The organism is Spirosoma radiotolerans (genome assembly GCF_000974425.1).
Taxonomy (GTDB): Bacteria; Bacteroidota; Bacteroidia; order Cytophagales; family Spirosomataceae; genus Spirosoma; species Spirosoma radiotolerans.
Window position 1 is genome coordinate 2,486,230 of record NZ_CP010429.1, and the last position, 14,348, is coordinate 2,500,577.

Annotated in this window: 12 protein-coding genes and 1 pseudogene; 8 read left to right on the plus strand and 5 right to left on the minus strand. The window is 49.6% G+C overall.

What is annotated here, in order from left to right; genetic code table 11:
• The first annotated feature begins 43 nt into the window (after positions 1-43).
• Both SD10_RS10025 and SD10_RS10030 read left to right on the plus strand, forming a co-directional pair.
• Positions 44-958: a helix-turn-helix domain-containing protein gene (locus tag SD10_RS10025; protein WP_046573681.1), complete on the plus strand. Its 915-nt coding sequence runs from the start codon at positions 44-46 to the stop codon at positions 956-958.
• A 108-nt stretch (positions 959-1,066) separates the two neighbouring features.
• Positions 1,067-1,498: pseudogene (locus SD10_RS10030) on the plus strand (ABC transporter permease); the annotation flags it as partial.
• Between the two features lie 184 nt (positions 1,499-1,682).
• On the opposite strand, the gene SD10_RS10035 reads toward SD10_RS10030, so the two are convergent.
• Positions 1,683-2,522 (minus strand): AraC family transcriptional regulator, encoded by an 840-nt coding sequence (locus tag SD10_RS10035; RefSeq protein ID WP_046573683.1) that lies wholly within the window; start codon positions 2,520-2,522, stop codon positions 1,683-1,685.
• 198 nt (positions 2,523-2,720) lie between these two features.
• On the opposite strand from SD10_RS10035, the gene SD10_RS10040 reads away from it, so the two are divergent.
• The 4 genes from SD10_RS10040 (at position 2,721) to SD10_RS10055 (ending at position 7,500) form a co-directional block, all read left to right on the plus strand.
• A complete protein-coding gene (locus tag SD10_RS10040) occupies positions 2,721-5,174 on the plus strand; it encodes an outer membrane beta-barrel family protein (protein ID WP_046573684.1) in 2,454 nt (817 codons plus the stop codon).
• Positions 5,175-5,333: 159 nt separating this feature from the next.
• On the plus strand, positions 5,334-6,404 hold the full coding sequence (locus SD10_RS10045) for a serine hydrolase domain-containing protein (RefSeq protein ID WP_046573685.1): 1,071 nt from the start codon (positions 5,334-5,336) through the stop codon (positions 6,402-6,404).
• 211 nt (positions 6,405-6,615) lie between these two features.
• Positions 6,616-7,047 (plus strand): MarR family winged helix-turn-helix transcriptional regulator, encoded by a 432-nt coding sequence (locus SD10_RS10050; protein WP_046573686.1) that lies wholly within the window; start codon positions 6,616-6,618, stop codon positions 7,045-7,047.
• A 15-nt stretch (positions 7,048-7,062) separates the two neighbouring features.
• The gene (locus SD10_RS10055; protein WP_046573687.1) at positions 7,063-7,500 is read left to right on the plus strand and encodes an organic hydroperoxide resistance protein; all 438 of its coding nucleotides are present in this window, start codon (positions 7,063-7,065) and stop codon (positions 7,498-7,500) included.
• A gap of 75 nt (positions 7,501-7,575) precedes the next feature.
• On the opposite strand, the gene SD10_RS30470 is transcribed toward SD10_RS10055, so the two are convergent.
• The 3 genes from SD10_RS30470 to dprA all read right to left on the minus strand — a co-directional run bounded on the left by SD10_RS30470 (position 7,576) and on the right by dprA (position 10,080).
• A complete protein-coding gene (locus SD10_RS30470) occupies positions 7,576-7,707 on the minus strand; it encodes a 30S ribosomal protein THX (protein WP_082111564.1) in 132 nt (43 codons plus the stop codon).
• Positions 7,708-7,794: 87 nt separating this feature from the next.
• Complete coding sequence (locus SD10_RS10060; protein ID WP_046573688.1) at positions 7,795-8,790, minus strand: glycoside hydrolase family 43 protein; 996 nt, start codon at positions 8,788-8,790, stop codon at positions 7,795-7,797.
• Positions 8,791-8,967: 177 nt separating this feature from the next.
• Positions 8,968-10,080, minus strand: coding sequence for a DNA-processing protein DprA (dprA, locus tag SD10_RS10065; RefSeq protein WP_046573689.1), 1,113 nt, complete (start codon positions 10,078-10,080; stop codon positions 8,968-8,970).
• Between the two features lie 246 nt (positions 10,081-10,326).
• On the opposite strand from dprA, the gene SD10_RS10070 reads away from it, so the two are divergent.
• Together SD10_RS10070 and SD10_RS10075 are read left to right on the plus strand one after the other, a co-directional pair.
• Complete coding sequence (locus SD10_RS10070) at positions 10,327-11,805, plus strand: alkaline phosphatase PhoX (RefSeq protein ID WP_046573690.1); 1,479 nt, start codon at positions 10,327-10,329, stop codon at positions 11,803-11,805.
• 107 nt (positions 11,806-11,912) lie between these two features.
• The gene (locus tag SD10_RS10075) at positions 11,913-13,739 is read left to right on the plus strand and encodes a cytochrome c peroxidase (RefSeq protein ID WP_316933136.1); all 1,827 of its coding nucleotides are present in this window, start codon (positions 11,913-11,915) and stop codon (positions 13,737-13,739) included.
• Positions 13,740-13,943: 204 nt separating this feature from the next.
• Here the strand turns inward: SD10_RS10075 and SD10_RS10080 are convergent, their stop codons facing one another.
• Positions 13,944-14,342, minus strand: coding sequence for a MerR family transcriptional regulator (locus tag SD10_RS10080; protein ID WP_046573692.1), 399 nt, complete (start codon positions 14,340-14,342; stop codon positions 13,944-13,946).
• Between the last annotated feature and the right edge of the window lie 6 nt (positions 14,343-14,348).

The following is a 14,348-nucleotide window of genomic DNA, read 5'->3' on the forward strand; positions in this document are numbered from 1 at the left end:
TGGTTTTACCTAAACTGGAACCAGGTAATCAACCCGTTGAATTATGCCGACCGAATCACTGCACCAACTTGATACAATAGCCGCTTATCATCAGTTGGCGGGCCTGCCCAAACCAGCCCACCCGCTGATTAGTGTAGTCCGGTTTGAGGACGTCAAACCACAACGGACTGACAAGCCGAAAAGCATCGTCAACAACTTTTATTCGATTGCTCTGAAATGGAATTTCAATGGCCGGATGAAGTATGGCCAGCAGGCATACGATTTTGACGAGGGTGTCATGGTCTTTCTGGCCCCCGGTCAGGTACTTACCGTCGCTGCCAATGAGTCGCACGAGCATACGGGCTGGCTCCTAATGATACATCCTGATTTTCTGTGGCATACACCCCTGGCTACACTGATCCGACAGTATGACTACTTTGATTACTCCATTCACGAAGCGCTATTTCTGTCGGAGAAAGAGGAAGCCATGATCGTCGGTATCATCCAGCAAATTCAGCAGGAATACCAGACACCCATCGACAAGTTCAGTCAAAATATCATCATCGCTCAGCTCGACATGTTGCTCAATTATGCCGACCGGTTCTACCAGCGTCAGTTCATTACACGGAAGATTACCAACCATAAAGTTCTTGACCGGTTTGAAGCTGTACTGGAGGCTTATTTTGTTGGCGATACGCTGCAAAAAAACGGTTTGCCAACGGTCGGATACATGGCCGATCAACTCAATCTGTCACCTACCTACCTGAGTAGTTTGCTGAAGATGCTGACTGGGCAAAATGCCCAACAACATATTCACAATAAAGTCGTCGATAAGGCCAAAGAAAAATTATCGACGACCGATTCGTCGGTCAGTGAAATTGCTTACATGCTGGGTTTCGAACACCCCCAGTCGTTTAGTAAGTTATTCAAGAGCAAAACCAAATTTACCCCCCTGGCATTTCGTCACTCGTTCAACTAGCGCCTACTTCACTGATTCAGTAAGGTAGGCGCTAGTTAAGCCGTAGCCAGTAGTCCAGCCATGTTTATCCAGTACTATCTGAAAATAGCCATGAAACCGTTTTAGAACACCTTTCTAAACGAAGATCTTCAGAAAAAATACCGGGCCGAAGCCCGCACGGCATGGATTGTCCGGACGTGTACGATCATTTCCATGCTGATTTCCTATTTAGGCTTGTTTGGGCTGGCCTCGTTTGCGGCTCAACAACGGATCAAGGAAATCGGCGTCCGCAAAGTACTCGGTGCGTCGGTAGGGAGTATCGTTTTGCTGCTATCGAAAGATTTTCTGAAGCTGGTTCTGATTGCCATCGTCATTGCCTCATCCCTGGCCTGGTTTGCCATGAACCGCTGGTTACAGGATTTTCAGTATAAAATTGATATTCCGTGGTGGGTATTTGTCGTGGCTGGGCTTTTGCCGGTCTTAATAGCCTTTGTCACCATCCCGTTTCAGAAAGTTAAAACGGGGCTCATGAATTCAGTGAAATTCTTACGGGCTGAATAAGCTTTCATTCGTAGACTGAAATTACTAATCCGTCTATGAGTTGACCTGATTGGTCGATTAATCGATTAAGCACGCTGTACGCGGTCTATATTTGGCCATTATAAGATTAGGTTGGTTAAAGAAGCTTGACTTTGTTGGGCTTCTTTTTTGTGGACTCAGCCGCCACCTTGAAGGTGGCGGTTCTTTAGAACCCATAGAGTTTCCGAAAGGAGGCTGGTGTATGAGCCGTCATTTTTTTGAAATACTTCACAAAATGTGACGGGTCGGCAAACCCGAGCTGTTCTGCCAGTTCAGAAATGCTTTGATCCGTATGTAAAAGATAACGTTTGGCATCCAGTACAATGTGTTCGTTAATCAGGTCACTGGCAGATTTGCCATGCACCCGGCGACAAATGGTATTTAAATGCTGGGGAGAGACGCCCAGGACCTCCGCATAATAAAAAACCCGGTGTTCTACGGGTCCGGGCTGCCGCAATAGCTCAGTAAACCGACGAAACGTAAGGTCTCCTGTTTTAGGAGCTTCCGTCTCCTGCTGATCCATATTTAGTAGTCGGGCCAGCAGAATCTGTGTGAGTGCCCGTAAAATGACAAAATGGTGTGCCGACGGAGACGTGTACTCGTTTTCGATGGTAATCAGCAAGTCGACTATGGGAGTAGGATCGAGTAAGGTAATCTCCCGTTTTTGTTCGAGTTGTTGCACCAGCGGGTACAGATCGGCACTGTGTTTGGGATCGATAAAATCGGCTCGAAACATGACTACGAACCCTTTGGGTATGGCCGTGAGCTGCCAGCAATGCAGTTGCCCTGGAGAAAGGAAAAAGGTCATGGGCGGTGCAATCGGCATAAGCTTCGTATCCACCCAATGAAACCCAGCTCCTTCCAGTAAGACGATCAATTCAAAATAACCATCATGCTTGTGCGGTTGTGTTCGTTTAATAACCTCCTTAAAACGAGATAATTTAAATAACCGCTCATTTTCCAGCTTGTTCTTTGTCTGAAAGGCAATGGGCTCTGGTTTGGTCATGGAGTCGTAAAAAATTCACGTTTGTGCCAATGTTGTTTCAAAAATACCAAAATCAGCTAAGAGTTGACCATTCAGGTCTGATAGCGCTCAAATACCTTTGTGGCAGATGAAGGTTTACCGGAGTAACGACATGAAAAATAGCGGGAAGAACACGAAGAGGAACAAGCCCTATCATCCGTATTCGACTGGTGCATAGGAATGAAACGACGATTGCTGCTCCTGTTCGTTCTTGCCTGCTACAGCCAATTCGTTGTTGGACAGGCTGAACTCCGGGGACTCCTGGTGGATGGATCAACCACCAAACCTATCCCTTTTGCAAGTGTCGCGCTTTATCGACCGGCGGATTCCGTGGCCGTAACGGGCGCTCTTTCGGACTCGGTGGGCGTCTTTCACATCACGCAGGTTACCCCCGGACAATACCGGCTTAAAACGTTTTTTATTGGCTATAAACCCCAGACGACCTTCGTTACCCTTAGACGTGGAGACGTGCTCAATGTGGGGACGTTGCTGCTCGAACCGTCAAAGAACCAGTTAAACGAAGTCGTGGTAACGGGACAGCGGGCTGATTTGACCGTAAAAGCCGACCGGCAAACCTACCGGGCCGCGCAGTTTGGCTCAGCAGTGGGCGGAACAGCAACGGATCTATTACGAAACTTGCCGGGGATTAGTATCAACGCAGAAGGGGAAGTCACGCAGCGGGGAGCCAACGGTTTTCTGGTGCTGTTGAATGGAAAGCCCGTACAGGCCAATCTGGGCACTTTGCTCAACCAACTGCCCGCTAATACAATGGAAACCATTGAGGTCATTACCACACCCTCGGCCCGTTATGACCCGGATGGCAAGGCGGGTATAATTGCCATTACCACCAAGTCCGGGGCTGATTTGGGGTTGTCTGTACTGGTCAATCTTCAGGGCGGACTGCCAAGTCTGAATGCCTTTGATAATGCCCGAAATCCAGTTCGGTATAGCTCAGATGCATCGATCAGTTATCGAACAGCCCGCTGGGACTGGACCCTTAGTACGGCCTATCTGCGGAATGACCTGGCCGGTCGGCGGGAGGGCGACGTTTACACAATCCTGAGCAACCGCTTCACGCGTTTTCCGAGTATAGGTGAACGGAGTTTTGATCGTTATACATTTACGAACCGGCTGGCCGTAAGCTTTACACCCAACAAAACCAATGTGTGGTCGGCGGGTTTGTATTATGGGCATCGGACAGAAGACCGTATTGCGGATCTGGTCTACAACAACCGGACAACGGACCGGCAGACGGGCTTACTCATTAGTCAGATCAACTATTTTAACGCCAACCTGGTCCGGAAGCGGGGGCAGTTTTTTACCGCCAACCTCGACTACACGCATACCTTCGCCAACAAAGCCACGTTGAGTACGGGTGTGCTCTACGAATACGACTATCTGGACGGGTTTACGCGCAACCTGAATGTTCGGCGAACCGACAGCCGTGATACGCTACAATACACGTATACAACCACCGCCCGGCCGATTGGTAATCTTCGGGCCAATGTCGATGTGACCTGGCCACTGGCCGGTGGGCGGCTCGAAGCGGGCTACCAGTACCGGCTTCAGAACGACAACGGCGATTATCGGTACCTAAACCAGGATGGTCGGGGTGCACCGCTGCTGGTCATCAATGCTTTTACCGGAAAAGCCGACATTACTAATCAGATCCATAGTCTGTACAGCCAGTACTATCACAAAACGAAGGGTTGGGAGTATACGGCGGGACTGCGTTTCGAGTCGGCTCAGCGGGAGGTAGACATCCGTCCACAGGGGCAAACTTACCCACTGACCCTGAACAATCTGTTTCCCTCCCTCAATCTGGTCTATCGGCCCAAAGACGATTGGTTGGTACGATTGGGCTACAGTCGTCGGGTGCAGCGTACGAGCAATCTGGCCCTTAACCCGCTGCCCGAACGCGAACACTCCGAAACCCTCGAACAGGGTGATCCGGCATTGCAGCCCGAATTTGTTGACCTTAGCGAACTGAGCGTAACCCGAACCCTTGGCCGGAGTACATGGCAGGCTACGCTCTATCATCAAAATGTGCAGAACATCGTCAACCGGGTCAACAGTGTTTATGCGGATACAATCCTGAACCGGCTCTATACCAATGCCGGACGGGCCCAACGGCTCGGTATAGAATTAACCTCGGACCTGACCCTCACCAAACGCTGGAAATTATATGTAGGCGGTACGGTCTACCGGTCGCTGCTTTCGGGTCAGCTGTTTCAAAACGCAGTGGTATTCAGCAATCAGGCGTGGGCTTACTCGCTAAATGCCAATACTACCCTACAACCCGCCACGAGTTGGGTACTACAGGCCAATCTGAACTACCTCTCCCAACGAATCACCGCGCAGGGAGAAGATTCCCGCTTCTTTGTGCCAAATTTATCCATTAAGAAAAGTTTTGTTCAGAACCGGCTCTCGGTCATGTTTCAATGGCAAAACATAGGGCTGGGCTGGCTGGCCAGCAACGAGCAGCGGATTACGACGCGGGGTGTCGATTTTTACACCACTACCAATTATATTCAGGAGCGGGATATTTTGCTGCTGAACATCAGCTACTCGTTCCGTCAGCGGAGTAAGCCCGTCAAACTACCCACCAATGAGTTTGGTGAGAAAGAGTTTTAATATTGAACGAGTCTGTAACTGTTTTTTCGTGACAGTAGTGGCCTGATACGCCCAATACCAGGGTTTACCATAAGGGTAGGTTCGCAGAGCGCTCATGTGTGCGCCGTATATTTACCGGCGAGGTTTACATACCATCTTCTAGCGCAGCTGTTTAGTCTAATGGAAAATGCCAAAAAGGTCCTCCTGATTTTTATTTTAGTAAGTCCATTTTCCTACGCGCAACCGATTCCTAGGAAGTTACCCTTACTCGATAGCCTGACGCACAAAATTGAGCAGAATAGCTATCCGAATATGCATGCGGTGCTCATTAGTCAAAATGGTGTCACCGTTTACCAGCATTACACCAACGGCTACACCTCGGATAGTTTACACGATTCCCGATCATCGTTCAAATCGATTGCCAGCCTGTTAACGGGTATTGCCATTGATAAAGGGTTTATCAGGAACACCGCTCAGCGGGTCTATAGCTTTTTTCCTGAATACACGAGCTATCAGCACTGGGACAGCCGAAAAGACCAAATGACACTCGACGATTTGCTGACCATGAAAACAGGCTTCGATTGTGAGGAATTCAACGGTACCAGGGATTGTGAAGAAGCTATGTCGCAGAGCAAAGACTGGGTTAAGTTTTCGTTGGATCTACCGCTGGCGAATCGGCCGGGAACGCATTGGGCTTATACGTCCGCTGCGCCCATGATTTTGAGTGGTGTCATTGCCAATGCCTCAAAGATGACGATTGTAGCCTTTGCTGAAAAATACCTGTTCAAGCCATTAGGCATTAGTAGGTATCGATGGACAATGGATTCGGCTCAACATGGTATGACGGCCGGTTCATTTTTCATTCGTCCCGCTGATATGCTGAAAATAGGTCAACTGGTCGCGAATCAGGGGAATTGGCAGGGCAAACAGATCGTGTCAAAAGCGTGGATCGATAAATCGACAAGAGCCGTTACCGCCATCTCTAACTTTTCGTTTGTTGGCTCTTCCCGAACCAAACGAGCTCAGCCTCAACCAACGTACTATGGCTATTACTGGTACCGGGAACAACTGGTCACGAATTCCTTCAAACACGATGTCCTGTTTGCTTCGGGGAACGGCGGTCAGTATATAATGCTGATCGACGATTTAAAATTGGTCGTAGTCTTTACGGGTGGAAACTATAATTCATGGAAAGCAAAGCTTCCCTTTGAAGCGTTGGCAGCATATATTATTCCTAGCGTTGCCCGCTGAATGCAGCCCTCAATGGACGATTTGCGCTTATAAAACATTCCCTTTAACAGGCAGAATGCCGTGCGTTTAGTTGTTGGTAAAGGTATATAAGCGATTTTCTTACAGCGAGTTATGTGTAAGTTTTGGCAATGAGTAGTGTAAAATGAACCAAAAACTAAACTTTTAACGTAGTAGCGTGGTTAATAAATTGTGCACAATATAATTTTGGGCGATGAATAAGCTTTTGTTGGACAGCCAGCTTTGTTTTCCGTTGTACGCGCTTTCGCGACAGGTGACGGCGCAGTATCGGCCTTTACTCGAAAAGCTTGATTTAACGTATCCTCAATATTTAGTACTACTCTTACTATGGGAGTCAGACAATCGAACCGTTGGTGAAATTGGCGAACGGTTGTTACTGGACTCCGGAACACTGACGCCGTTGCTCAAGCGGATGGAGCAGAAGGGGCTACTAACCCGACAGCGCAACCCAGCCGACGAACGTCAGGTGACCATTCAACTCACTGAAAGCGGGCGGGGCATGCAGGCACAAGCGATGGACATTCCAACCCAATTGCAGGAGAGCCTGAAGCTGGACAATCAGCAGATTGTCAATCTGCGAGACCAACTACAAACCATTTTACAACAACTTACCAAAACAGTATAATTAATCAACACAACCATGTTTCAAGCCTTATATACAGCTCATGCTACGGCAACCGGCGGCCGCGATGGCCACGTAACATCATCCGACCAGGTTCTGGACCTCGACGTTCGCACACCCCGTGAGCTGGGTGGGTCGGGTGGTGCCTACTCCAATCCTGAGCAGCTATTTGCCGCTGGCTATGCGGCTTGTTTTGATAGCGCCCTCAATCTGGTAGCCCGCATGGGAAAAGTAAAAACGGGCACAACAACGGTAACGGCCGATGTTAGCATTGGGAAGCTGGATACGGGTGGTTTTGGGCTGTCTGTCACGCTGGATGTTAACGTACCGGGCGTCGATCAGGCCGTCGCAGAAGAGCTGGTCGCTAAAGCCCACCAGGTGTGTCCGTACTCAAATGCTACACGGGGCAACATTCCTGTAACGCTTACGGTGACGAACAACGAACCAGCAGACTAAGCATGCGTGATCGACAGGTTCGTAAGCAGACAAAAAGCGCCGTTATCAACTAAGATAACGGCGCTTTTTGTCTGCTTACTCCTGTGGCTTGTCAACAGGCTTGGGAATGGCTGATTTCTTTGCTTTTCCAAGGCGAGATTTGCCATAGGAACCCTGTGATATTTTTCCTCTTTTCGACTTCTTATCACCTCTTCCCATAATTGACATCAGTTTTGTTCAAGTCTGATGACAAGGAAGCAACCTATATTGTTTAGCGAAGTGGTCAATTGGCTGGTTTAATTAGGCTATTGGAAATCACTTCAGTGAACGGGCTTCTACACCATCGACAGTAATTTTAACCGGTTTGATGGCGCCGTCAGCGTCGAAATACATGTGATCGATACAGGTTTCCCGATGGTTGCCGTCGGTTTCGGTTAAGGGGCGTCGGTGATAAACAATGTACCAGTCATCGGTGCCGGGCACCTGAATAACCGAGTGATGCCCCGCTCCCCTAGCCACGTTGGGGTCCTGTTGCAAAATCTTGCCCACTCGCTCAAACGGACCGAAAGGGGACTTGGCTACAGCATAAGCAACGGAGTAGTTAGGACCTGTCCAGCCGCCCTCCGACCACATGAAGTAATATTTACCCTGTCGAATGAACATGGTCGGCCCTTCAACATATCCTTTGGGCGTTATCTCTCGAAAAGTGGTGCCGTCAGGAAATGGAAGAAAACCTGTAAAGTCGTCTTTCAGTCGGGCAATATTGCAGTGGCCCCAGCCGCCGTATACCAAATAATACTGACCGTCCTGATCCTTAAAAACGTATTGATCAATGGGTTGCGCCCCATTATGGATTTCGCCCACCAATGGCTTGCCCAGATAGTCGCGGAATGGGCCAGCCGGGTTATTGGCAACGGCTACCCCAATGCCGCCAACTTCTTTTTTCGAATCATGAATGTCATTGGCTCCAAAAAACAGAAAATATTGTCCACCTTTTTCAACGATAGACGGTGCCCACATGGCCTTCTTCGCCCATTTGACGGCTGTCGAGTCAACAATTCGGCTGTGCTTTGTCCAGGTAACCAGATCAGGTGAAGAAAACGCATCCAGAAATACCTGCTGTTCATAAGGAGCCGAGTAGGTCGGATAAACCCAATATTGATTCCCGAACAGAACGCCTTCTGGATCAGCGTACCAGCCGGGAAAAATGGGATTACCGCTCTTGGCTGGCCCAGTATTGGTTTGGGCAAAACTGCATAGGGCAAAGAAACTAAGAGAAAAACTAAGGATAGATCGTCTGAAATTGGGCATAGGATTACGTAGTGAATAAGAGTTGAGTTGGTTTTAAAAGGCCAAAAGTAGGCATTATTCCGCTTTTGCGTCAACGGCCCCTCAGCCGTGAGGCCACGGCCCATTTGACCACATAGATTAGCTGACGCGCGAGTGGGCTGTGTCCTCATGGCCCGTGGAGGAACGAGATCAGCCTTGTCAAACATAAACGACGGCGTATTTCTTGCCTGGTAAGGAGCGGATAAATCCTTGAAATTCGAGTGTGAGGAGCAAAGAGGCCAGTCGTCCCATCGGAATTTGACTTTTCCAGCTCAACTCATCAACATGCAGATCGGCCGATTGGCGAAGTAGGGCCAGGATTTGGCTTTCTTCTTCCGTTATATCGACGGGTAACGCGGACGGTATATTCTTCGGTGAAACCGGCTCATGGGCTCTGTCCCAGTTGAGGGCTTCAATAATATCTTTTGGGCTCGTATAAATCTGTGCTTTGTTCTCCCGAATCAGTTTGTTGCAGCCCGCCGAAAAGGCCTGATTCAACTGTCCCGGAACGGCAAACACCTCCCGATGGTAGTTGTTGGCGTATTCGGCCGTAATGAGCGCACCGCCCTTGGCTGCAGCCTCGACCACAACGACCACGTCACTCAAACCGGCAATGATCCGGTTGCGCGCTGGAAACAGGTGCGCGTCGGGTTTGGTACCGGGTTTGCTTTCAGTGAGTAAGCCGCCTTGCATAAGCATATCCGTGGCTGTTTTCTGATGCACGTTGGGGTAAATAATATCCAGACCACTGGCCATTACCCCAAGGGTTGGTAACCCATTGGCCAAACTGGAACGGTGCGCTGCAATATCAATACCATACGCCAGTCCACTGATGACACTGACTCCATAAGGCGTGATCGCTTCAATGATTTCATGGGTAATTCGCCGACCATATTCGGTCGCTTGCCGGGTACCCACCAGGCCAATTGTCCGTGGCGCGTTGAGGTTACCTGTTCCCTGGAAATAGAGGAGGGCGGGGGCGTCATAGAGACTTTTAAGTCGGCCTGGATACGCTTTGTCGGTGTAAAACAGTGCCGAAGCCCCCAGTTTCTCCAGACGGAGCATGACCTGTTCGGCATCCGACAGGACGCCGGGTTTCAAAACGGCACGGGCTGTCACTTCGCCAATACCGGGTACTTTCAGTAAGCGAGCCAACGGTGACCGGAAAACTTCCGTCGCTGAACCGCAATAACTGATCAGTTGTCGGATAAGAATACTCCCCACGCCCGGAACGAGTGTAAGGGCAATTTGATGCTGGGTATCAGTAGGCACGAAACGAACAGATGGAATTTGTAAGCAATCGGATGAATTATGTCGACTCCCGCAAGCTTACAGATTTCTGTCGGGAAAAACCAGTTTTCATTGAATTCCGGCAGTGGGCAAGGAATAGGCAGGTGATAAAATGAAAGCGTTATTAATCCAATTTAATATTTTTAATCTGTTAATACTGCCTTCATATTGAGGTAAAGCACACGCGGTTTCTTTGCAAAAGTAAAAGTTGCCTATAACCGTCTACTTATGTTTCCCCACAAACGTTTACTCTCCTCCACTGCTTTACTCAGCTTAGTTGCGTTGGCTGGCTGCAACGATCACCGCCTTACGGACAGCCCCGCCATTGCGGTTCAAAACCGATCTGTAACGCCGGTATTGGCTAAATTACTACCGGGTGCTTCGGGCGGACGAGTTAGCGCTGAGACGGTTAAACTGTATTCGCTGCTCAGCAGTGACGATCAATTGGAGCAGTCGCCCAACTATATTTTTGGTGGCTCGGCCGATGGCGCCGGAATTTTTCAAAATCCAGACGGGAACTATACGATCCTGGTAAACAATGAAGATAACTTCGCCGTATCGCGCATTACGCTCGATAAATCGTTCAAGCCGGTCAAAGGCGAATACGTATTAAACTCCGACGGTGGAACCTGGCGGTTATGTTCAGCCACCCTTGCTACTCCATTAGAGCATGGTTTTGGCCCCGTCTTTCTCACCTGCGGGGAGAGCGGTCAGGAGTCGCGCACACACGCGCTTCGGGTTGATGCCGATGCGCAGCAGGCGGGTATCTCCCGTGAAGTGGCCGGGCTTGGCCGCTGGAGTGCCGAGAACGCACTGCCATTACCCAAGACGGCTTATCCGGGCAAAACGATCATTGTGATTGGCGACGACGATTCGGATGTGAACGGCGGGCAACTGGCTATGTATATGTCCAACACAGTTGGCGATCTGGAGAATGGATCATTGTATATGTTGCGTCGGCCCGACGGCAATCAGCGGGAAATGGATATGAATCCGGGAACCGTCTACGACGTCGAATTTACCAAAATTGAAAATCAGAAAACCCTGACCGGGGCGCAGATCAATGCCAAAGTAAACGAGTTGAAAGGCATTAAATTTGGCCGCGTTGAAGATGTGGACTATCGGAAAGGGGGCGGAGCCAACGGGCGTGAAGTGTTCTTCGCCGTTACTGGTCAGAACAATACGGGCGTCAATGCCGATTATTCGCGCTCCAAGTATGGTCGTATTTATCGACTGACTATGGATGCCAATGACCCTACCAAGGGTAAACTGGAGGTAATCCTGAATGGCGATGATCGGAATGGCATTGCAAAGACATTCCAGGACCCTGATAACGTTTGTGTGACGTCCAACTACATCTACATCATGGAAGATCCGAACGAATATGGTGATGAGAAACACGATGCCTATGTGTATCAATATAACTTGAACACCAAACAGTTGACACCGATCATTGAACTGGATCATCGCCGGACCGAGGCCGATGCCGCCAAATACAACGTGGGTGGCACGTCGAAATTTGGTTCCTGGGAAAGTAGCGGCATGATCGATGTCTCGGATGTGACAGGACGCCCGAATACATTTATGCTGGGTATTCAGGGGCATACTTGGCGGGCTGATAAATATAAAGGTGTTGATGGTGGGTCGAAACGTAAAGATGAAAACCAGGCCAGCCAACTCATTCTGATTGAAGGATTGCCCCGATAAACATTCCACCGTACACTTGCCTGACCGGAATTCTGTTTCGGTCAGGCGTTTTTGTTATATGTTGTTTTTCTGGTAAAAGCGTGATGCGTTTAGAACGATCTTTTCCTGTGGCCACTCCAGAAGCTACACGATTCAATCTTTGGTGGCTCATTGTGCTGATTGCGGGCCTGCTGTTTTTATGCGCCATGTACGGGTTCCTGATTGGGCCAAAACCCATGCCCGCTCAGGCCATAAAGCAGGTGTTTATGGAGGATGTCAATGACCTCGACAGCGCGGTGAGCCAGTTGCAGCAAGTGATTAGTGCCAACCGATCAGACCAGGTTATTCAAACGGCCTTCCGGCGGGCGCGACTGGCGTATAAACGAACTGAATTCCTGACGGCCTATTACAATCCGGAGACAACCCGTTCCCTGAACGGGCCGAATATTCCGGATGTCGATGACGACCTGCGCATCAATGCACCTGAGGGATTTCAGGTATTGGAGGAGCTTTTATTCCCGGCGCTCGATTCCACGAACCAGACCGAAGCGGTTCAGCAGGCGGCCGTCGTTCGCTCGAATGTCAATCGGCTGCGCAAAATTTCCGAGAATAATGAACTGACAGATAGCCACATATTCGATGCCATGCGGCTTGAGGTGTTCCGGATTGTCTCGCTCGGAATTACCGGCTTCGACTCGCCCATTGCGTTCTACTCGCTCCCCGAAGCCGCCAGCGCGCTCGAACGGATGCACCAGCAAGTAGGGTATTACAAGCTGGTCAAGACGGACGCCAATCTCTCCGCCCGACTCGATCAGGCGTTTGGTAGCGCCATAAATACTTTACGGTCAGCTCATGACTTCGATACATTTGATCGGCTTGGCTTCATCCGTCAGCAGGCTAATGTATTGAGTAGTTTGTTGCTGGATGCCCAGAAAGCCCTTGCTATTCCTGTCTTTACGGAAAACAGACTATTGTCCACATCAGCCCGAACCCTGACCGACTCGGGAGTATTTAACCCAACCTACTTTGTCAACCTCGATGAGCAACGCCCAACCCCAGCTCGCGTGGCACTGGGTGAAAAGTTGTTCGTTAACCCAATTCTGTCGGGAAATGGGAACCGAAGCTGTGCCAGTTGCCATCAACCCGACAAGGCGTTTACGGATGGAGAACCAAAAAGCCTTGCCATCGGCGTGAATGGTCGTCAACAGACAGCGCATCGCACCCAACGCAATGCCCCCACGCTGCTGAATGTGGCTTTCCAGGCGGTTCAATTTGCCGATTCGCGGGTGGTTTTTCTGGAAGATCAGGCAAGTGATGTAATTCAGAACGAGCAGGAAATGCATGGGTCACTGCCTGAAACGGTTAAGTCGCTGCGCCAAAATGCGGAGTACCGGACTCTGTTTGCCAAATCATATAAAGAAGGCATAACGGAACAAACGCTCAAAAATGCGATCGCCAGCTATATTCGTTCGCTTACCAGTCTGGACTCCCGCTTAGACCGGTATTTTCGGGGGCAGACAACCGCGTTAACCGCCGAAGAGAAGTACGGCTTTAATTTGTTTATGGGTAAAGCCAAATGCGCAACCTGCCATTTCTTTCCTTTGTTCAACGGCACCGTTCCTCCGGCCTTTCAGGAAACGGAAAGCGAAGTACTGGGAACACCTGCCACTATTGCTGGTAAACAAGTTGATGCGGACGTCGGTAAGTTTATACTAACAAACCGGGACCCGCATCGGTACGCCTTCAAAACACCCACCGTTCGCCATGTGGACCGTACGGCGCCTTACATGCACAATGGTGTGTTCCGTACCCTCGATGAGGTCGTCGATTTTTACAATCAAGGGGGAGGCAACGGACTGGGCTTCAATCTCCCCAACCAAACGTTACCATTTGATAAGCTGAATTTGGCGCAACCGGAGAAAAAGGCACTGGTTGCGTTTATGAAGGTACTGTAGGCGAGGAGAGAAGCGCCAGTGAAGATTAAGCCGTTTGAACTCTTTTTACAGCGCTGAATTTGTCATTCCGACGAAGGAGGAATCTTAAAACATCCAAACGGATTAATCAGGATGCTTTAAGATTCCTCCTTCGTCGGAATGACAAAAAACAAACGTGAATTATGACGAACTAACTCTTTAGAGTTTCAATAACTCGGGTGTTCATTAAACAAGGGCGTTGTCTGACTCGTCTTCGGGTTCCGGTTCTGTGGCTGGCTCAACTTCGGGTGTAACTGGCTTATCCAGAGCCGCCCGCATTTTCTCCAGACCGGCCTTTATTCTCTTCAACTTGTTGATATAAACGGCGTGTTCGCGCCGGTTGGCGTCGCGGGTTTTAAGGTATTCGCGGGCCCCTGGTAGCGTATACCCTTTATCGTTGGTCAACACCAGAATCTCTTTCAGGTGGTCGATGTCGGCCTGGGTATAAACGCGGTCGCCGGAGCGGTTTTTCTTGGGCTGGAGGGTCGGAAATTCTTTTTCATAATACCGTAGTTTGGAGGCATTGATCGCAAACATCTCCGCTACTTCTTTGATACCGTAGTACAGCTTCCCCCCGTTTTCCATACTGCA